Below are 18,377 nucleotides of genomic sequence, written 5' to 3' on the forward strand. Positions count from 1 at the left end.
GCCAAGACCAACACTGTTTGGGCCAAGTGCGTATCATCGGGCATCACTCACGGTTAGTTGTTTGACAGCATCGGCAAAGGCATCGCCACGTGCCATAAAGTTGGCGAACTGATCGAGGCTCGAACAGGCTGGTGACAATAGCACCATATCACCCGGTGCAACGTGTTGGGCAATGACATCAATCGCCTGCTCCAAGGTCTCAAAACGATGCGACGAACGGCTCAATGCAGCCAGTTTGTCACCATCTTGCCCAAAGCAATATAGCTGGGCAGATAGCTTATCCAACACAGGTTGAAGCGCATGAAAATCCGCACCTTTACCATCACCACCGAGTAGCAGATGAAGCTGCCCTTGCAGCGTTAAGCCATCCAAAGCGGCTAACGTGCTGGCCACATTGGTCGCTTTGGAATCATTGACCCAAGTTACGCCGTTGATCGTTGCCACCGTCTGGCAACGATGAGGCAAGCCAGTATAGGTTTGCATCGCCTGAACTTGTCCATCGCGATCGATACCGACACTGTCTGCCAATGCCATTGCCGCTAAGCAATTGGCGACATTATGACGCCCAACGAGCGCCAGTTCGGCAACGGGCAGGACAGGAACACCTTCCACACTGAGCCACTCTTGGCCTTGATGGCTGATAAGGCGATAGTCGCCTTGCTGAAAGCCAAATAAAACGAGAGGTTGCTCACTGTGTGTTGCTTTATCATCAGCGTTGGCAATCCGGGTGAGTGCGTGAGCGAAAATACGTAACTTGGCCGCGCGATAATCAGCCAAGCTGTCGTAACGATCCATGTGATCTTCAGAAAAGTTTAAAAACGCGGCGCCATTCAACGCCAATGACGCCGTGGTTTCCAGTTGAAAGCTCGACAGCTCCAGCACATATAAGTCATGCCCTTGGTCGAGTAAATCAAGCGCCGCGACACCGATATTGCCACCCACACCCACACGGATACCCGCCGCTTTCGCCATCTCGCCCACTAAGGCGGTGACGGTGCTTTTTCCGTTCGAGCCGGTGATGGCGACCACCGGCTTATCGCAATACCACGCAAAGAGCTCAATATCGCCAACGATGGGGATGCCCGCTTGATGAACAGGGCCAAGCGCGGGCGTCGTCAGCGCAATGCCGGGGTTAGTCACCACCAGATCGGCGTCGGCTAACCACTGTTCCTGCCAGCTGCCGGTATGTAATGTCACCTGAGCCGGCAGTTGATCACACCCGGGAGGTTGAAGACGCGAATCCATCACGCGAATCGTCGCTTGAGGATGGTGGCGGGCAATAAAGCGCACCACGGATAATCCAGTCACCCCCAAGCCCATCACCACGATATGATCAAACTCGGTTAACGAACGCTGGCTCACGGTTGACATGATTAACGTACCTTCAGCGTTGCCAGTGCAATCAGCACCAGCATCAAAGAAATAATCCAAAAGCGGACAATGACTCGCGGCTCCGGCCACCCTTTTAATTCATAGTGATGATGAATCGGTGCCATACGGAAAATGCGCTGCCCACGCAATTTATAAGAGCCGACTTGCAAGATCACCGACACGGTTTCCATCACAAACACGCCGCCCATGATGATCAACAGCAATTCTTGGCGCACCAAGACAGCAATGGTGCCTAGCGCGCCACCGAGGGCCAACGAGCCGACATCGCCCATGAATACTTGGGCTGGATAGGTGTTAAACCACAAAAAGCCTAAGCCAGCGCCGACAATAGCCGCACACACCACCACCAGCTCACTGCTGTATTTGATGTAAGGGATATGCAGATAGCTGGCAAAGTTCACATTCCCCGTTGCCCACGCAATAAACGCAAAGCCTCCCGCGACCATCACCGTCGGCAAAATCGCAAGACCATCCAACCCATCGGTTAGGTTCACCGCATTACTGGTACCAACAATCACAAAATAGGTAAAGACGATATAAAACAGCCCCAGTTGAGGCATCACATCTTTGAAAAAGGGAACAACCAGTTGGGTCGCGGCGGTGTCACTACCGTGCGCATACAGCGCAAACGCCACACCTAGCGCAATGGCGGATTGCCAAAAATACTTCCAACGTGCAATTAAGCCATCGGTGTTTTTGCGCACCACTTTGCGATAATCATCGACAAAGCCGACCGTACCGTACCCTAGCAACACTACCATCACCGCCCACACATAGGGGTTCGATAAATCTGCCCATAAAAAGACGGTCAGGGTAATGGCGGCTAGGATAAGCACCCCGCCCATCGTAGGTGTACCACGCTTGCTAAAGTGCGATTCGGGCCCTTCTTCTCGTACCACTTGGCCAATCTGCATCGATTGCAGATATTTGATCAATCTAGGCCCCATCCATAACGAGAACACCAGCGCAGTTAACGCACTCACAATGGCGCGAAAGGTCAAATATTCAAACAGTCGCATCGACGGGAAAAAGCCCTGCAATGCCTCAGCTAACCATACCAGCATCAGCAGGCCTCCTTAATGGCGGCAACAACCGCCTCCATCGCCATACCTCGGGCGCCTTTGACCAAAATGGTGTCGGGATTATGTGTTTTCATCATGGTTACTACATGCGCGATCAGCGCGTCTTTTGAGTCAAAATGACGGCCGTGACAGCATTCACTGATCACACGGCTATCGGTTCCTGTGGTAAACACCTGCGTCAGCCCCGCCTTAGCGGCGTGCTCACCCACATCTCGGTGCATTTGTTCGCTGTACTGCCCTAGCTCGGCCATATCGCCTAAAATCAACCAACGCTCGCCAGAATAACTGGCAAGCACGTCGATGGCGGATTTCATCGCCGGAACGCTGGCATTGTAGGTATCGTCAATCAAGCGCAGTCCGGCACGCGGCTCACTCACTTCGGTGCGACCTGCGGCATTTTTCATCGCCGCAAGTCCTTGAGTAACGTCCTCTAAGGTCACGCCCGGTAACTGCATCGCGGCACACCCGGCCATCAATGCATTGGTAATATTGTGTTTGCCGGGCAGCGGTAACGTCACCGTAGATTGCTGCTCGCCGTCACTGAACACTAAGCGGTAGCAGCCCGCCTCGACCAGCTCGCTCTCCACCAGTTGCAAAGGCGCAGCCGCTTGCTCAGTCACCTGAATCACGTTTTTGTCTGCCAACACGGCTTGCCATTTCTCACCGCCATGGCTTTGCGCGTTAACCAGCGCAATGCCGCCTTGAGGCAGGCCTTGATAGATTTCACCTTTGGCGGTCGCGACCCCCTCTAGCGAGCCAAACCCTTCAAGGTGGGCAGCTGCAAGGTTGGTCACCATGGCAATATCCGGTTTGACAAGCGATGTGGTGTATGCAATTTCACCGATATGGTTCGCCCCCAGCTCAATCACCGCATAGTCATGATCGGGCGTGAGACGAAACAAGGTGAGCGGCACCCCGATATCGTTATTAAAATTGCCTGCGGTGGCCAAGGTCTTCCCTTTGCGCGACAAAATGGACGCGAGCATTTCTTTGACCGTGGTTTTGCCACAGCTGCCCGTAATCGCGATAGTAGGAACCTGACACTGCGCTTTAACCCACGCGCCCAGCTGGCCCAGTGCGATACGGGTATCGTTGACCACCAATTGCGGCAAGTCGATATCCAGCGGTGTCGATACCACCAGAGCTACAGCGCCCGCCTGCTTGGCTTGTTCTGCAAAGTCGTGCCCATCAAACCGTTCGCCTTTCAACGCCACAAATAGCGCGCCTTCAGACACCTGTCGGGTATCTGTAGTGATCGCGGCAACATCCAGCGTCGGCGGGGTGTCCACACCGTGCCATTGCGCGGCCAAAACATCAGCAAAAGTTGTGAGTGCGGTGGTAATCATGGTAACTCCTTCAGTAACGCAGCCACGGTTTCACGGTCGGAATAATGCACTTTGCCGTCGGCAAGGACTTGGTAGTCTTCATGGCCTTTGCCCGCGACCAGCACGATATCGTCAGCCTTGGCCGCCTGCATCACCCGTGACAACGCACGCGCGCGATCGTGCTCCACCCACGCGTTATCGGGGGCCTGCATCCCAGCAAGCATGTCATCGGTAATCGCATTGGGCGCTTCACTGCGCGGGTTATCGTTAGTCAATACCGCCTGATCGGCATATTGCTCTGCGATGCGAGCCATCACCGGACGCTTGCGAGTATCGCGATCGCCGCCGCAGCCAAATACACACCACAACTTACCCCGACAGTGGCGGCGCAGTGCGATCAGTGCCTTCTCCAGCGCATCGGGCGTGTGAGCATAGTCAACCACCATGGTCGGTTTGTCAGGAGCAAGAAAAACCTCCATCCGGCCAATGACGGCGTTCAATTGATCGCTAGTGGCTAACAAGGCATCCAGTGAATAGCCTAAGCCTAATAGGGTCGCCAAGCTGACCAAGAGATTGCTGACGTTAAAATCCCCCACCAAGGCAGCATTCAACTCCCCTTGCCCCCAACTGGTTTCGACCATCACACGCACGCCGTCGGTGGCAAAATCAATCTGGGTGGCACGCACATAAGGGCCGACGTGGTGTTGCAAAGAATCTGCGTGCAGCGCGACCGCAATCGCCTCGGGCCACTCGCGTAGCCATTGGCGTCCCACCTTATCATCGGCATTAATCACTTTGAGCGGATTACCCAATGAGAAAAGCTGCTTTTTCGCCTCAGCGTATGCCGCTAAGGTGCCGTGATAATCAAGGTGGTCGTGGCTGAGATTGGTAAATACCGCCGCATCAAAGGCCAAGCTCGCCACGCGGCCTTGCACCAATCCATGCGAGGACACTTCCATCGCTACATGCTTGGCGCCTTGGTCGGCAAAGGTCGCTAACTGCGCTTGAATACTAATGGCATCGCCAGTGGTATTTTCCGCGGCCTGCAGTCGGCCGATAAAGCCATTGCCTGTGGTGCCCATCACCGCGGTGGGCGCATTTAGCGCATCAAGCCATTGTGCAATTAGCTGCGACACCGTGGTCTTACCGTTGGTGCCGGTCACGCCAATCAAGCCGATTCGCTGCTGCGGGTCGTGATAGAAACGAGCCGCCAACGCTGACAGCATGGTGGGGAGGTCCGGTAAAGAGATAACCGGCACCTCGTGGTGCCAATCAAGACGTGCCATTGCATCATCGGCTTGCTGAACAATCGCCACCGCACCAGCCTCGATGGCCGCAGGAATAAACCGCCGGCCATCCACTTGATGGCCGGCAATGGCAACAAACACATCTCCTGACGTCACTTGGCGACTGTCCAACGTGAGTCGGTTTACTGTGATACTCGGTGCATCAGCTAGCCAAGGGCTTAGCCACTGCTTTAAATCATTCATTCGCATCCACTTGGTTAGAACGCTGAGCTACTTGAAGCCCCGGGCCGGTCTGAGCATCCGGAGCAATATTTAAAATCTGAAGCGCACTTTTCATCACGCTCGAAAATACTGGGGCTGCCACTTGGCCGCCATAATACTTGTCACCTTGGGGTTCGTTGATCACCACCACCATCGCGAGTCGTGGGTTACTGATCGGCGCCAGCCCCGCGGTGTAGCCAATGTATTCGTCACCGTATCCTCCCGCGACCGCGACTTTTGCCGTCCCGGTTTTAGCACCAACACGATAACCATCCACCGCCGCACGACGTGCACTGCCACCTTCTTGAGTGACACCTTCTAGCATCTGCAGCACTTTATAGACATTGTCGCGGGTAGCGACTTGTTTGCCTTCTGTCACCCCTTCATGCTTGATGATGCTCAACGGACGATTCACACCCAGTGAGCCCAAGGTGGCATAAGCACGGGCAAGCTGTGCAGGCGTGACCGACAAACCATAACCAAACGCTAAGGTCGCACGTTCAAAATCGGACCACCGGCGACGGGTCGGGAAAATACCTACCGACTCCCCAACCAGCTCAACGCCAGTGCTCGCCCCCAAACCAAAACTGCCATACTCACCAAGTAAGGTTTCGACCGGCATTGCCAATGACAGCTTACTGACACCTATGTTGCTGGATTTTTTGAGAATGCGCGCCAGATTGGCTTTGCCGACTTTCGATACATCACGCACGCGGCTGCCGCCGATTTGCATGATGCCGTTTCCGGTATCAATCACGGTATTCATGTCGGCGACCCCATTTTCCAACGCCGTCAGCACCACAAAAGGCTTCATGGTGGAGCCGGGCTCAAACACATCGGTGATCGCACGGTTGCGCATATTAAAGCTTTTCAGATCACCACGGTTATTGGGGTTATAGGAAGGCGCATTGACCATGGCGAGTACTTCACCGGTTTTGACATCCACCATCACCAGTGAACCAGACGTAGCGCGGTAATCTGCGACCGCTTGCTTAATCGCGCGATAAGCAATGGCTTGCAGGCGCTGATCAATACTCAATGCGATGGGTTGGCCTTCTTTTTTATCTTCGGTGGCAATGTGCTCTACCACGCGACCAAAGCGGTCTTTGCGTACGGTACGTTTGCCATGTTCACCGGTAAGCCACTCATCGTAACGGCGTTCAATCCCTTCCAAACCGTGACCGTCGATACCAGTCACACCCACCAAGTGAGCACTCACTTCGGCACTAGGGTAAAAACGACGAGACTCTTCTTTTAAGCCCACCCCGGGCAGGTCGAGCTTGTTGACATAAGACGCCATGGCCGGGCGGACTTGGCGTTGCAGGTAGATAAAACGGCGGTTGCGGTTTGCTTCAATTTTGTCGATCAGAGCTTGGCGATCCAGTCCCAACACATCCGCAAGTGCGTACCAACGATCTTTTTTCGCTAATCCCTGATGCTTAAATACCGTGACAGGATCCGCCCAGACTGCTTGGACAGGCACACTGACCGCCAAAGGCTCACCATTGCGGTCGGATATCATCCCACGGGCGGAATGTACTTCTTCCACCCTGACCGAACGTAAGTCCCCTTCGTAGCGTAAACGGTCGGGCTCAATTACTTGAATAAAAGCCGCCCGAGCCACCAGTGCGGCGAACGCAAGACCAATAAACACACAAATAAGGCCAAAGCGCCACTTGATAAAAACAGGTGGCGCTTTTGGCGTGCGTCGATTTGCTGGCTTCTGGGTACGCTTTTTCACGGGTTCGTACTCAAGGGTCGTTTAACGATCACTTCATTTTTTTGCGTGGGCCGAATCATACCAAACGCGTTTCGCGCCACAGATTCGACATGGCTATGTTCCGACAGGGAGTTTTCCTCCAACAGTTGGTTTCGCCATTCCACTTCTAAGGTTTCACGCTGGTCGAGCAACGCATCTTGTTTAGCAATCAAGTTGCGGGTGGATTGTGTCATCAATACCACCGCAATTGCCGACACCAGCACAGCGCCGAGCAGCAACAAAGGCACCTTGCCTACTGCCAGTAGGTCGTGGCGAATTTGTTTAGCGAGGCTCGGGCGTCTTTCCATGATTTATCCAAGCTTTTCTGCTACACGCAGCACCGAACTGCGTGCACGGGCATTGTGTTCAATTTCTTGTGACGATGGTTTGATCGCTTTACCGATGGGTTTCATCGCCGCCGAACCAAGTTCAGCAATCTGCGCCTCAGTCAGAGGCACCCCTTTCGGCACCTCCGGCCCTTTGCTTTGTTTGCGAATAAAGCGTTTCACCATGCGATCTTCGAGTGAGTGGAAACTGATCACCGATAAGCGTCCTTGAGGCGCTAACACCGCCAATGCGCCTTGCAGAGCCAGTTCTATCTCATCGAGCTCACTGTTGATATAAATGCGGATCGCCTGAAAGCTGCGAGTCGCGGGGTGCTTTTTCTTCTCTTTAAACGGCACCGTATTATCGATCAACTTGGCCAGTTGACTGGTGGTTTCAAGCGGCGGGGTCTCTTCATCTTCACGGTATTTGACGATCGCATGGGCAATCCGCTTGGCAAAGCGTTCTTCACCAAAGACTTTTAGCACCCAAGCAATGTCATCGGCGCTTGCAGTTTCCAACCACTGCGCAGCAGACTGGCCAGCAGTCGGGTCCATACGCATATCGAGCGGCCCATCGCGCAAAAAGCTAAAGCCACGGGTCGGATCATCCAACTGTGGCGACGACACGCCCAAATCGAGCAACACACCATCGACTTTTCCTGCCAATCCTAAATCGGTGAGGTAGGTTTCAATGCCCGAAAATGGCCCATGAATAATTTGAAAACGCGGATCCTTGATGGTGCCCGCTTCTTCGATGGCACGAGGATCGCGATCAATCGCATACAAGCGCCCGTTCTCGCCCAACTGAGACAAAATATGTCGCGAGTGGCCGCCACGGCCAAAGGTGCCGTCGACATAAATGCCGTCAGGTTTAATGGCAAGGCCGTCCACAGACTCATTTAAAAGGACGGATACATGGGTATATTGTTCTGACATAAATTCGCTTCATTAATTACAGTGACAGATCTGCTAATCGTTCACTGATGAGGTGGTTTGACTCCGCCTGTGTATCCATATCCTGACGAATTTGCTGCTGCCAGGTTTGCTCATCCCAAATTTCAAATTTGTTGAGCTGGCCGACCAACATCGCTTTGCCATCCAGTCCGGCATATTGGCGCAACGTGGACCCAAGCAGCAGTCGCCCTTGTCCGTCCATTTCGCAATCAAATGCGTGCCCAAGCAACAAACGCTGGAGACGCCGCTCTGCAGGCTGAAAGCTGGATAATTTTGAGAGCTTGTCTTCAATCACTTCCCATTCAGGGACCGGATATAAGGCCAAGCAAGGGAGTTGGTGATCAATGGTGCACACAAAGCGGCCTTCGCAATGCGCGACTAACGCATCACGATAACGGGTCGGCAAGGCAAGCCGTCCTTTTTTATCGACCGAAATGGCGCTGACGCCTCGTAACATGGCGTTATTTTCCCTTTTTCACCAAAATTATCCACTTTACACCACATTTTCCCACCCAGAAGTGTACGTAGCAGGTAAAAAGAAAGTCAAGCGAGTCACGAAAGTGATTACGATCACACATTATGAAATAAAAGAGGCAATTCAGCTGGTTAGTCTGTGTTCACCTATCGACTATTGATAGCAATATAACTAAATCATCTGACCAATCGCTGAAAACAAGAAGGCGAGCCCAAAAAGGCTCGCCTATAAATGCGGTTGAGTTGGCCTGTAAGCCGGGTTCTGTACCGTAAAAACGGCGGTAACCATTCGTCTAGGCCTGCAATCGCTCACAGGCTCCAGCAACCTACCCGTCCCCAAACGCGGGCCGCGCCAATAGGGACCTATTTGGTCTTGCTCCGGGTGGAGTTTACCGTGCCACGAACTGTTGCCAGACGCGCGGTGCGCTCTTACCGCACCCTTTCACCCTTACCTGTGCTCCGAAGAGCCATCGGCGGTCTACTCTCTGCTGCACTGGTCGTAGGCTCACGCCCCCCAGGCGTTACCTGGCACCCTGCCCTGAGGAGCCCGGACTTTCCTCCCCTTTATCAGTCTCCCAAAGGACATCAATAAAGCAGCGGTTACCCGGCCAACTCGAGCGGGGGAGTATATAGAAGATTGTTAGCGCAAGCCAGCCAAAATCACGCCCAGTTACAGATTCTCCAAGCCCCACTTATAGAGTGCGTTCTTTTTAACCGAATACAGTTCCGCGACTAACGCCGCCGCTTTTTTAAGAGGTAGCTCAGCGGCAAGTAACCCTAATGCGCGACAGGCGGACTGTGGCAACGCATTTTTATCCGCACGGTGGCCAGCCACTAGCAACACCATCTCGCCTTTTAAGCGGTTGGGGTCTTCATTCAACCATTCAATTAATGTCCCCAAGGGCGCGCCGTGAATGGTTTCAAAGGTTTTGGTGAGCTCGCGCGCCAGTACCACGCGACGTTCTGGCCCAAGCACTGCCAGCATATCGGCCAAACTATCGCGGATACGGTGCGGCGACTCATAAAAAATCAAGGTGCGCGGGTCATCGGCTAAATCACGGAACGTGTCTTGACGGGCTTTCGTTTTCGGCGGCAGGAACCCTTCAAAACTAAAGCGGTCTGAAGGCAAGCCTGATGCACTCAATGCAGTCACCACCGCACACGCGCCCGGCAGCGGCACCACTCGGATCCCCGCGTCGCGGCATTGCGTCACAAGGTGATAGCCTGGGTCACTGATCAGCGGCGTGCCCGCATCGGAGACCAGAGCTATCGACTGACCTTGCTGTAAGCGATTAATCAGCGCAGCCGCTTTTTGCTGCTCATTATGTTCGTGCAGGGCAAACGTTTTGGTGCTAATCGAGAAATGCGACAATAATCGAGCCGTGTGCCGCGTATCTTCGGCGGCAATCAGGTCAACATTGGCTAACACCTCTAACGCACGTTGCGTGATGTCAGCCAAATTGCCGATTGGCGTCGGTACAATATATAGCGTGGGAAGTGCCCGCTCGGATAGATTTGCATCAGTCATTTGTTTAACAACCCTTCGGCGATTAAGATAGGGGCAACGTTGTCACGGTTGAAACATGTTCATGCTTAAACTTACCCAGAAGCGTCAAAGTGTAACACGACTTGTCACGCCTGTAGCCTTGGCGTTGGCACTGGCGGCCTGTAGCGCGCCAACCACAGGACCCACAGCTCGCCATGCGATCAGTCAACCGGCGAAGGAGAACTCAACCTTCTACCTGCTGCAAGCGGAAACCAGTGAAGGCAACCAGCAAAATGACTGGTTTTTACTGGCAATCAAGGCGCTCATTAACGAGCAACAGTTCAACCAAGCAGACGTTTTACTCCAACGCTTGGAACGACGTCCTCTTACCACCGATCAACAGATCGAGTGGACGCTGACACGGGCACGCTTTCTAGCGGAAACCGGCAAGCTCCCTCAAGCTGACGAAGCACTCACCCTCAACCCAAGTTGGCAGTTGAGTGCCGAGCAGCGCGCGCGTTTTTATCGTCAAAAAGCCACCATTGCGCGTCAGCAAAGCAATGCCTTCGCCGCGGTGACCAACCAACGCTTGGCCGCTGGCTATTTGGAAGGCAACGAGGCTCGCCAAGCGTGGAATACTTTGTGGCAAGATTTGCAGCAATTAAACCAGCGCGAAGTGAAACGGATTGAAAGCGGCGATGATGACATTCTCGCCGGTTGGGTTCGCTTGCTAGACATTGCACGGCGCTACAGCCGCGATCCAGCTCAAATGCAAACCGCGCTAAATGATTACTTGAGCCAGCACCCCGCGCATCCGGCCAATCGGTACTTGCCTGACAACTTGGCAGATATTCAGTCGCTTACCATCACCCAACCAACACGTGTCGGTGTGATGCTGCCACTGAGTGACAAGTTTGCCGAACAAGGGGATGCCATTCGCGACGGCTTTGTTGAAGCCATGCTCGATGACAAGAGTGAGCAAAAGCCGACGGTGTTTTTCTACGACACCAATGCGCTCGATATGCAGGCCCTTGAACAGCGCGTGCAAGACGATCGTCTCGACTTTGTGGTTGGCCCGCTCCAAAAACACATGGTCGCCGCAGTCAGTGAGGCAATCGCCGGTCAAGTGCCTTTGTTGGCATTGAACCAGCCCAACGATGATAGTTTCACTCCCGGTGTGTGTTATTTCACCCTTTCTCCCGAGCAAGAAGCAGCACAAGCCGCCGATCACCTTTATAACCAAGGCTATCAATTCCCGATGGTGCTGTATCCTGACTCCACCTTTGGGCGTCGAATGAGCGAAGCGTTTTCCACCCGCTGGCAGGCTTTGACGGACACCCAACCGGAGCAAGCCGCCTTTGGTGATCGCAGTGGCATGCAAGCCCGCATTCAATCCATTTTCGGATTAGACGGGAGTCAGCGCCGTATTCAGCAAATGAAACAGCTGACCGATCTGCCTTTGTTATCGCAGCCAAGAAGTCGTCGCGATATCGATGCGGTTTACATGGTAGCCGGTGCCGCCGATCTGACCTTGTTGAAACCTTTCATCGAAGTGGCGATTAATCCTGATGTGGTTCCGCCTAAACTGTATGCCAGCTCACGCAGCAACAACCGCGCCGATGGCATGGGACAACTGGGCGAGTTACAAGGCATTGAGTTTAGCGATGTCCCTCTTCTGATCAGCCCAGACAGCGAAGCACACCAGCAACATGCGCGTCGCCACCCAGCACAAAGTAATAATACCGCGCGCTTACATGCGCTGGGGGTCGATGCTTACGCCCTGCTAACCGGCCTGCCCCAAATGCAAGCGCTGCCCGGTTATCAGGTTAATGGTCAAACCGGACAACTGTCGCTCGGTGACAACTGCGTCATTAACCGTAAAATGCAGTGGGCACGCTTTGGCAAAACCGACATCGAGCCGGTTGCCCCGACAGATAACGGAGCAAGCCAGTAATGCAAGGTCAGCCAACTAAGGAGACGGGACAAGCTTACGAGCAACATGCTTGCCAATACCTGCTCCAACAGGGGCTGACCTTACTGGATAAAAACGCCCATAGCCGCCGCGGCGAGCTGGATTTAATCATGCAAGAGGGCAAGTGCCTAGTCTTCGTCGAAGTCCGATTCCGACGGGGGAAAGGTTTTGGCGGCGCTGCCGCAAGCATCACCGCCACCAAACGCCGCCGCTTGTACCTTGCTGCCGAACGTTGGATGCAACGTCACGGCTTTCACAGTCACCACACCGAGTTTCGCTTTGACGCTGTGACCTTTGATGGCCACGTTGAAGCAATCAACTGGATAAAAAACATCGTTGAAGGGTAAGTAATGCTAGAAAGCATCAAAGAAAGCTTTACCGAGAGTATTCAAACACAAATCGCGGCCGCAGAAGCGATCCCAGAGCATCTGTCACAAGCGGCACAAGTGATGGTGCAAAGCCTGCTGAATGGCAATAAAATTCTTTGCTGTGGCAATGGCGGCTCTGCAGCTAATGCGCAACATTTCGCCTCCTGTTTGCTAAACCGCTTCGAAACCGAGCGTCCTAGCTTGCCGGCGTTAGCGCTGACCGCAGACACCACCACGTTAACGGCGGTGGCGAACGATTACAGCCACGATGAAGTGTTTTCCAAGCAAGTACGCGCGCTCGGCCAAGCCGGGGATGTGCTCCTCGCCATCTCAACGAGCGGAAACAGCAAAGACATCATTAAATCAATGGAAGCCGCGGTGACGCGCGATATGACCATCATTGCCATGACAGGCAAAGACGGCGGCGAAATGGCAGGCTTGCTTGGCCAACGAGATGTCGAAATTCGTATTCCCTCACAGCGTACAGCGCGTATTCAAGAAGGTCACCTACTTGCCGTGCACTGCCTGTGTGACTTAATTGATCAGGTGCTTTTCCCTTCTCACGGAGAATAAACATGCGTGTGTTATTGACCGTTTTACTCGCCTTTACCTTACAGGCTTGTTCCGCCGTTTACTCTTCTGACCCGCGCACCACTGGCGAAGAATGGCAAGATACACAAATCGGTCTCAATACCGCTGGCATTGTCAATAAACCACCGTTTAGAAATAAGATCCGCGCGAAAGCCGCGGCTTTTCAAGGTCAGGTTCTCTTGGTGGGGCAAAGTGCCGATCCGGCATTGACCGAGGAGTTTGTTGCCCGCATTCGTGCGCTCGACAATGTGGATGTGGTCTACAACCAAATTCGCCAAGCGCCGATGCTGGGCTTGGCTGATATTAGTACCGACAGCTGGCTCACGACCCGCGTTAAAGCTGCGCTTGTTGCCGATGACACCCTGCGCAGCGTGAACATCAAAGTGGTGACCGAGGCACGAGAAGTCTTTCTTCTCGGTGCCGTGACCCAAGCACAAGCGGATAAAGCCGCCGATATCGCCCGCAATATTCGCGGCGTCAATCAGGTGATTAAAGCGTTTCAGTACACGGACCAGCGCTAGCACGCATCCGCGCTCTTATCCAAGTAAAAGGCCAAAGAAACCATACCTTGGCCTTTTTTGTCTTCGTCATGTATCGATGCGGTGGCTACAATTTGCGTCTCAGGAGTAGCAAGGTGACGGCCAAGAAAATCAAACTCGGCGTCACAGCCCCTAACGCTGGCGGCAGCTTATACACCAAACTCATCGGCCCAAACACTTCGTTAGCAATATAAAAACCGAACCCGAAAATCACCCCAGACAGTACCCGAGCGCCCATGGTGACACTACGAAGCGGACCAAACACGAAGCTCAGTGCCAACAGCATCATCACCGCTATCGACAGTGGCTGCACCGCTTTTCGCCACAACGCGAGCTCATAGCGCGACGCATCCTGCTGCGAGGCTTTCAGATAGGTGACATAGCTATACAAGCCAGATAGCGGCAGCTCTTCCGGTTTTACCGTCACCACCGCCAATTTATCGGGGGTGAGCGTGGTTTTCCACACCAGTTGGTCTTGCTTCACATTGGTAAAGGCGGTGTGATTTTGCATGCGCGTAATGGTGACATCTTTGAGCATCCAACTGTCTTTATCGAGGTAGTCGGCACGTTCGGCAAACACCACATTGGTCATCACTTGGTTGTCATCAAACTTCCAGATGCTTACGCCATTGAGGTTGTCTTGCTCGTCGGCCCGAGCAATATAAATAAAATCATTACCATCTTTGGCCCATACCCCGCGTCGTACCGACATGACATTCCCGCCGGATTTAGCAATCGAACGCAGCTCACGGGCGGCTTTTTGCGCATCAGGCGCGCCCCATTCACCGAGCACCATGACAATCAGCATCAAGGGGATCGCGGTTTTCAGCACCGACATACCGATTTGCAGTTTCGACACGCCTGCCGCCTGCATTACCACCAGCTCGGAGCTGGATGCTAGCATCCCAAGTCCAATCAGAGCGCCGAGCAATACTGCCATGGGGAAAAACATTTCAATGTCACGCGGCATGCTCAGCAGCACGTAGAAAATTGCTTTGCCCATGGTGTAAGCGCCATCCCCGACCGAACGCAGCTGTTCGACGAACTTGATGATGGCGGATAACCCAACCAGTGTGGCCAAACACAGGGATGAGGTGCCGATCAGGGTGCGGCCGATATACCAATCTAGGATGCGAAACATCAGGCGGCTCCTTTCAAACTGGCTTTGAGTTTACGCATAGGTAATGAGTCCCAACTGGCTAAAATAACCGCGAGTAACAAGGCCGCGACGTTAACACTCCACAAACCAATTTGTGCGGGTAAATCACCATCTTCGACCGCGGATTTTGCTGCGCTGATAGACAAGAAATAGGCCAGATAAATCAATATCGCCGGGAAGAGCTTGGCAAAGCGTCCTTGGCGAGGGTTCACCGATGACAGCGGGACCACAATCATGGTCATCAGCGGGATACACAGGACCAGCGAGATCCGCCACTGCAGCTCGGCACGCGCTTTTAAGCTGCTTTCCCCAAATAGCTGCAAAGTCGGCACCGCGTCCCAATCTCGGCTTTTTTCACGCACTTCACGCTGGCCAATCAATACCTGATAGTTTTTATAGGTGGTCACCCCATATTCAAGGCGACTAGGGATCCCTTCGGTGCGGGTGCCATCGACTAAATCGAGCACCTGACGCCCATCTGGCAACTCCGAGATATAGCCTTTATCCGACACCACCACGTTGGGCAGCAGCGACTCGCGGGGCACAGGTTGGGCGACAAAAATACGGTTCAAGGTCTTGCCGTCATTTTCGATGTTGTCGACAAAAATCACTGCTTGTCCAGACGGTGCACTCTGGAACTGGCCTTGTACTAAGAGCTCCAGTCCCGACTCTGCCTCCAGTTGCTCCATCACCTTCAGCTCTTGGTTATTGGCCCAAGGTGTTAGCCATAGCGCATTAAAGGCGGCCACGGAACCTGTGATCAGTGCCAAATACAATGCAGCGCGGATCAAAAATTCGTTACCAATTCCGGTGGCATTCATCACCGTGATTTCACTTTCCGCGTACAAGCGACCAAAGGTGATCAATATCCCAATGTACAAACTTAGCGGCAACATCAACATGGCCATGGATGGCATGTAGAGTCCCACCAAGGTGATAATTTGATCACTTGGAATCGACCCTTCTGTCGCATTGGCAAGAACACGGATAAACTTTTGGCTAAAAAAGACCAGAAATAACACAAATAAAACTGCAACTTGTGTCTTAACCGTCTCCCGGATCAAATATCGAACAATTATCAAAGCGAAGGCACCTATGGAAAACTTGTTTTTTTACTCGAATAACTATAGTTTCTGGTTTAATTAGTTGTTTTCTAATCTTTCGGCCATTTGTTGACCGCCGGCTGATCCGGGCGCAATAGAGCGTTCAACAACATAGAGGCGGCATTATCCAACATTTGGTCTCAATTGTCTTTAGGATCTAGGAGTACAAATGGAGTTCAGTGTAAAGAGCGGTAGCCCCGAAAAGCAACGCAGTGCCTGTATTGTCGTGGGCGTATTTGAACCTCGCCGCCTGTCACCCGTCGCCGAGCAACTCGACAAAATCAGTGACGGCTATATCAGTGCCCTACTGCGCCGCGGTGACTTGGAAGGCAAGCCAGGCCAAGTGCTCCTGCTACACCATGTCCCGAACGTCCTGTCTGAGCGTGTCCTGCTGGTCGGCTGCGGTAAAGAGCGCGAACTTGGCGAGCGCCAATACAAAGAGATTATCAAAAAAACCATCAACACCCTTAATGAAACCGGGTCGATGGAAGCGGTGTGCTTCTTAACCGAGCTGCACGTGAAAGGCCGCGACACCTACTGGAAAGTCCGTCAAGCCGTTGAAAGCACCAAAGACACCCTCTACACCTTCAACCAATTCAAGAGCGTGAAGCCAGAAATCCGTCGCCCGCTACGCAAGTTGGTGTTCAATGTGCCAACCCGTCGTGAATTGAATTTGGGTGAACGTGCGATTGCGCATGGCTTAGCCGTTTCTTCAGGTGTCAACGCGTGTAAAGATTTGGGCAATATGCCACCCAACGTGGCAAACCCGGCTTACCTCGCCTCGCAAGCCCGTCGTTTAGCCGACGACTTTGATACCGTCACCACGCGCATCATCGGCGAGCAAGAAATGGAAAAGCTCGGCATGCATACCTACCTTGCCGTTGGCCGAGGCTCGAAAAACGAGTCGATGATGTCAATCATGGAATACAAAGGCCATCCCGACCCAGATGCCAAACCGATTGTGTTGGTCGGTAAAGGACTGACCTTCGATTCAGGCGGCATTTCCATTAAGCCCGGTGCGGGCATGGACGAAATGAAGTACGACATGGGCGGTGCCGCGTCTGTCTTTGGGGTGATGCGTGCCCTTGCCGAGCTCAACTTACCGCTTAACGTCGTCGGTGTGCTCGCCGGCTGTGAAAACATGCCAGATGGCCAAGCCTATCGTCCCGGCGATATTCTCACCACTATGTCAGGCCAAACGGTGGAAGTGCTCAACACCGATGCCGAAGGCCGTTTAGTCTTGTGTGACGCCCTGACTTATGTTGAACGCTATGAGCCAGACTGTGTGATTGATGTGGCCACCTTAACCGGCGCCTGCATCATGGCTCTTAGCCATCACATCAGTGCTTTGATTGCCAACCAGAACCCGCTGGCGCATGAAATCATCAATGCTTCTGAGCAAGCAGGTGATCGCGCTTGGCGTCTGCCGATGACTGACGAGTTCCAAGAGCAGCTCGACAGCCCCTTTGCCGATATGGCCAACATTGGTGGCAAAGGTGGTGGCACCATCACTGCGGGCTGTTTCTTGTCGCGCTTTGCCAAGAAATACAACTGGGCACACCTAGATATTGCCGGTACCGCATGGAAAAGCGGCGGCAAGGAAAAAGGCTCAACCGGCCGCCCGGTGCCTTTGCTGGTGCAGTTCTTATTGAATCGCTCTGGCCTCGAAGTGGTCGAGTAATTGCCAAGGAGGCCAAACGGCCTCCTTTTTTTGTCTGAACTTTAATCGACACTGGTGTCAGCGCGCACAATCCGCTATGTTGGTTGTCCCGCGCTTGACCGGACACCACACTTTTGGGACGGAGGCCGTTTCTCAACTTTAGGAGCGTATATGTCCACCGCCACCTTTTATTTGTTGGCGCCACCCGACGGCGCGTCATCTGACGATGGATTGACGCCCAAACAACAAGCGCGCGAACAACAAACGTTAATAGACACCGCGATTCATTTGGCCTTCTATTACTATCAACAGGGACAACGTATTTATCTCGCCGCCCGCGACCAGCAACAGGCCCATCAACTGGATGATGCCTTATGGCAGCGCGACGCCGATACGTTTGTTCCCCATAATTTGGTAGGAGAAGGACCACGAGGTGGTGCACCCGTAGAAATCGGTTGGCCCGGTGTACGTCACTCCGGGCACCGCAGCGTGCTAATCAATTTGGCGACAGAGGCATCAAATTTTGCGCCTTCGTTTGCACAAGTGGTAGACTTCGTCCCTTGCGATGAGACGCTCAAACAGCACGCGCGTCACCGATATAAAGCATACCGACTGGCAGGCCTGCAACTTCAAACCCTTGCCATCGACCAATCGCCCAAACCTTGACGATCTTTCAAGA

General features: G+C 53.4%; 17 protein-coding genes and 1 other RNA gene. 6 read left to right on the forward strand and 12 right to left on the reverse strand.

What is annotated here, in order from left to right; genetic code table 11:
• Nucleotides 1-33 precede the first annotated feature (33 nt).
• The 10 genes from murD to rsmI form a co-directional block, all read right to left on the reverse strand.
• Nucleotides 34-1,371, reverse strand: coding sequence for a UDP-N-acetylmuramoyl-L-alanine--D-glutamate ligase (gene murD, locus BZG83_RS09750; protein ID WP_077480318.1), 1,338 nt, complete (start codon nucleotides 1,369-1,371; stop codon nucleotides 34-36).
• A 2-nt stretch (nucleotides 1,372-1,373) separates the two neighbouring features.
• Nucleotides 1,374-2,456 (reverse strand): phospho-N-acetylmuramoyl-pentapeptide-transferase, encoded by a 1,083-nt coding sequence (gene mraY, locus BZG83_RS09755; protein WP_069586596.1) that lies wholly within the window; start codon nucleotides 2,454-2,456, stop codon nucleotides 1,374-1,376.
• On the reverse strand, nucleotides 2,456-3,820 hold the full coding sequence (locus BZG83_RS09760) for a UDP-N-acetylmuramoyl-tripeptide--D-alanyl-D-alanine ligase (RefSeq protein WP_077480319.1): 1,365 nt from the start codon (nucleotides 3,818-3,820) through the stop codon (nucleotides 2,456-2,458). Before BZG83_RS09760 ends, mraY begins: the two co-directional genes overlap by 1 nt.
• Nucleotides 3,817-5,295 carry a UDP-N-acetylmuramoyl-L-alanyl-D-glutamate--2,6-diaminopimelate ligase gene (gene murE / locus BZG83_RS09765; RefSeq protein WP_077480320.1) on the reverse strand — a complete coding sequence of 493 codons (1,479 nt, stop codon included), beginning with the start codon at nucleotides 5,293-5,295 and terminating at the stop codon, nucleotides 3,817-3,819. Before murE ends, BZG83_RS09760 begins: the two co-directional genes overlap by 4 nt.
• Nucleotides 5,282-7,048, reverse strand: a complete 1,767-nt coding sequence (locus BZG83_RS09770) for a penicillin-binding transpeptidase domain-containing protein (RefSeq protein ID WP_069586593.1) — start codon at nucleotides 7,046-7,048, stop codon at nucleotides 5,282-5,284. The genes murE and BZG83_RS09770 overlap by 14 nt, the downstream gene beginning before the upstream one ends.
• Nucleotides 7,045-7,374 carry a cell division protein FtsL gene (gene ftsL, locus BZG83_RS09775; protein WP_069586592.1) on the reverse strand — a complete coding sequence of 110 codons (330 nt, stop codon included), beginning with the start codon at nucleotides 7,372-7,374 and terminating at the stop codon, nucleotides 7,045-7,047. Before ftsL ends, BZG83_RS09770 begins: the two co-directional genes overlap by 4 nt.
• Before the next feature lie 3 nt (nucleotides 7,375-7,377).
• Nucleotides 7,378-8,328, reverse strand: coding sequence for a 16S rRNA (cytosine(1402)-N(4))-methyltransferase RsmH (gene rsmH, locus BZG83_RS09780; RefSeq protein ID WP_077480321.1), 951 nt, complete (start codon nucleotides 8,326-8,328; stop codon nucleotides 7,378-7,380).
• A 16-nt stretch (nucleotides 8,329-8,344) separates the two neighbouring features.
• On the reverse strand, nucleotides 8,345-8,803 hold the full coding sequence (mraZ, locus tag BZG83_RS09785; protein WP_069586590.1) for a division/cell wall cluster transcriptional repressor MraZ: 459 nt from the start codon (nucleotides 8,801-8,803) through the stop codon (nucleotides 8,345-8,347).
• A gap of 252 nt (nucleotides 8,804-9,055) precedes the next feature.
• An RNA gene (gene rnpB / locus BZG83_RS09790) (RNase P RNA component class A) lies at nucleotides 9,056-9,436 on the reverse strand.
• A gap of 54 nt (nucleotides 9,437-9,490) precedes the next feature.
• Nucleotides 9,491-10,348, reverse strand: coding sequence for a 16S rRNA (cytidine(1402)-2'-O)-methyltransferase (gene rsmI, locus BZG83_RS09795; RefSeq protein ID WP_069586588.1), 858 nt, complete (start codon nucleotides 10,346-10,348; stop codon nucleotides 9,491-9,493).
• Nucleotides 10,349-10,403: 55 nt separating this feature from the next.
• Between rsmI and BZG83_RS09800 the strand changes: the two genes are divergently transcribed.
• The 4 genes from BZG83_RS09800 to BZG83_RS09815 are packed head-to-tail and all read left to right on the forward strand — an operon-like array spanning nucleotide 10,404 to nucleotide 13,758.
• Nucleotides 10,404-12,260: a penicillin-binding protein activator gene (locus tag BZG83_RS09800; protein ID WP_077480322.1), complete on the forward strand. Its 1,857-nt coding sequence runs from the start codon at nucleotides 10,404-10,406 to the stop codon at nucleotides 12,258-12,260.
• The gene (locus tag BZG83_RS09805) at nucleotides 12,260-12,625 is read left to right on the forward strand and encodes a YraN family protein (RefSeq protein WP_069586586.1); all 366 of its coding nucleotides are present in this window, start codon (nucleotides 12,260-12,262) and stop codon (nucleotides 12,623-12,625) included. Before BZG83_RS09800 ends, BZG83_RS09805 begins: the two co-directional genes overlap by 1 nt.
• A gap of 3 nt (nucleotides 12,626-12,628) precedes the next feature.
• Nucleotides 12,629-13,219 carry a phosphoheptose isomerase gene (locus tag BZG83_RS09810; protein ID WP_069586585.1) on the forward strand — a complete coding sequence of 197 codons (591 nt, stop codon included), beginning with the start codon at nucleotides 12,629-12,631 and terminating at the stop codon, nucleotides 13,217-13,219.
• A 2-nt stretch (nucleotides 13,220-13,221) separates the two neighbouring features.
• Nucleotides 13,222-13,758, forward strand: a complete 537-nt coding sequence (locus tag BZG83_RS09815; RefSeq protein WP_069586584.1) for a BON domain-containing protein — start codon at nucleotides 13,222-13,224, stop codon at nucleotides 13,756-13,758.
• An 85-nt stretch (nucleotides 13,759-13,843) separates the two neighbouring features.
• Here BZG83_RS09815 and lptG read toward each other — a convergent pair whose 3' ends face one another.
• Together lptG and lptF are read right to left on the reverse strand one after the other, a co-directional pair.
• On the reverse strand, nucleotides 13,844-14,917 hold the full coding sequence (gene lptG, locus BZG83_RS09820; RefSeq protein ID WP_069586583.1) for an LPS export ABC transporter permease LptG: 1,074 nt from the start codon (nucleotides 14,915-14,917) through the stop codon (nucleotides 13,844-13,846).
• A complete protein-coding gene (lptF, locus tag BZG83_RS09825) occupies nucleotides 14,917-16,017 on the reverse strand; it encodes an LPS export ABC transporter permease LptF (RefSeq protein ID WP_077480323.1) in 1,101 nt (366 codons plus the stop codon). The genes lptG and lptF overlap by 1 nt, the downstream gene beginning before the upstream one ends.
• Nucleotides 16,018-16,207: 190 nt before the next feature.
• Here lptF and pepA point away from each other — a divergent pair, with 190 nt between their 5' ends.
• Both pepA and BZG83_RS09835 read left to right on the forward strand, forming a co-directional pair.
• Nucleotides 16,208-17,719 (forward strand): leucyl aminopeptidase, encoded by a 1,512-nt coding sequence (gene pepA, locus BZG83_RS09830; RefSeq protein ID WP_077480324.1) that lies wholly within the window; start codon nucleotides 16,208-16,210, stop codon nucleotides 17,717-17,719.
• 150 nt (nucleotides 17,720-17,869) lie between these two features.
• Nucleotides 17,870-18,364 (forward strand): DNA polymerase III subunit chi, encoded by a 495-nt coding sequence (locus tag BZG83_RS09835; RefSeq protein ID WP_077480325.1) that lies wholly within the window; start codon nucleotides 17,870-17,872, stop codon nucleotides 18,362-18,364.
• The last annotated feature ends 13 nt before the right edge of the window (nucleotides 18,365-18,377 follow it).

This window comes from Salinivibrio sp. PR919 (assembly GCF_001995355.1).
GTDB classification, from domain to species: Bacteria; Pseudomonadota; Gammaproteobacteria; order Enterobacterales; family Vibrionaceae; genus Salinivibrio; species Salinivibrio proteolyticus.

Bases quoted from the DNA above. Each gene is read 5' to 3' on its own strand.
- rsmH (WP_077480321.1), bottom strand. From the start codon at position 8,328: ATGTCAGAACAATATACCCATGTATCCGTCCTTTTAAATGAGTCTGTG.
- BZG83_RS09760 (WP_077480319.1), bottom strand. From the start codon at position 3,820: ATGATTACCACCGCACTCACAACTTTTGCTGATGTTTTGGCCGCGCAA.
- BZG83_RS09835 (WP_077480325.1), top strand. From the start codon at position 17,870: ATGTCCACCGCCACCTTTTATTTGTTGGCGCCACCCGACGGCGCGTCA.
- BZG83_RS09800 (WP_077480322.1), top strand. From the start codon at position 10,404: ATGTTCATGCTTAAACTTACCCAGAAGCGTCAAAGTGTAACACGACTT.
- BZG83_RS09815 (WP_069586584.1), top strand. From the start codon at position 13,222: ATGCGTGTGTTATTGACCGTTTTACTCGCCTTTACCTTACAGGCTTGT.
- BZG83_RS09810 (WP_069586585.1), top strand. From the start codon at position 12,629: ATGCTAGAAAGCATCAAAGAAAGCTTTACCGAGAGTATTCAAACACAA.
- BZG83_RS09805 (WP_069586586.1), top strand. From the start codon at position 12,260: ATGCAAGGTCAGCCAACTAAGGAGACGGGACAAGCTTACGAGCAACAT.
- murE (WP_077480320.1), bottom strand. From the start codon at position 5,295: ATGCGAATGAATGATTTAAAGCAGTGGCTAAGCCCTTGGCTAGCTGAT.
- pepA (WP_077480324.1), top strand. From the start codon at position 16,208: ATGGAGTTCAGTGTAAAGAGCGGTAGCCCCGAAAAGCAACGCAGTGCC.
- ftsL (WP_069586592.1), bottom strand. From the start codon at position 7,374: ATGGAAAGACGCCCGAGCCTCGCTAAACAAATTCGCCACGACCTACTG.
- lptG (WP_069586583.1), bottom strand. From the start codon at position 14,917: ATGTTTCGCATCCTAGATTGGTATATCGGCCGCACCCTGATCGGCACC.
- rsmI (WP_069586588.1), bottom strand. From the start codon at position 10,348: ATGACTGATGCAAATCTATCCGAGCGGGCACTTCCCACGCTATATATT.
- murD (WP_077480318.1), bottom strand. From the start codon at position 1,371: ATGTCAACCGTGAGCCAGCGTTCGTTAACCGAGTTTGATCATATCGTG.
- mraY (WP_069586596.1), bottom strand. From the start codon at position 2,456: ATGCTGGTATGGTTAGCTGAGGCATTGCAGGGCTTTTTCCCGTCGATG.
- mraZ (WP_069586590.1), bottom strand. From the start codon at position 8,803: ATGTTACGAGGCGTCAGCGCCATTTCGGTCGATAAAAAAGGACGGCTT.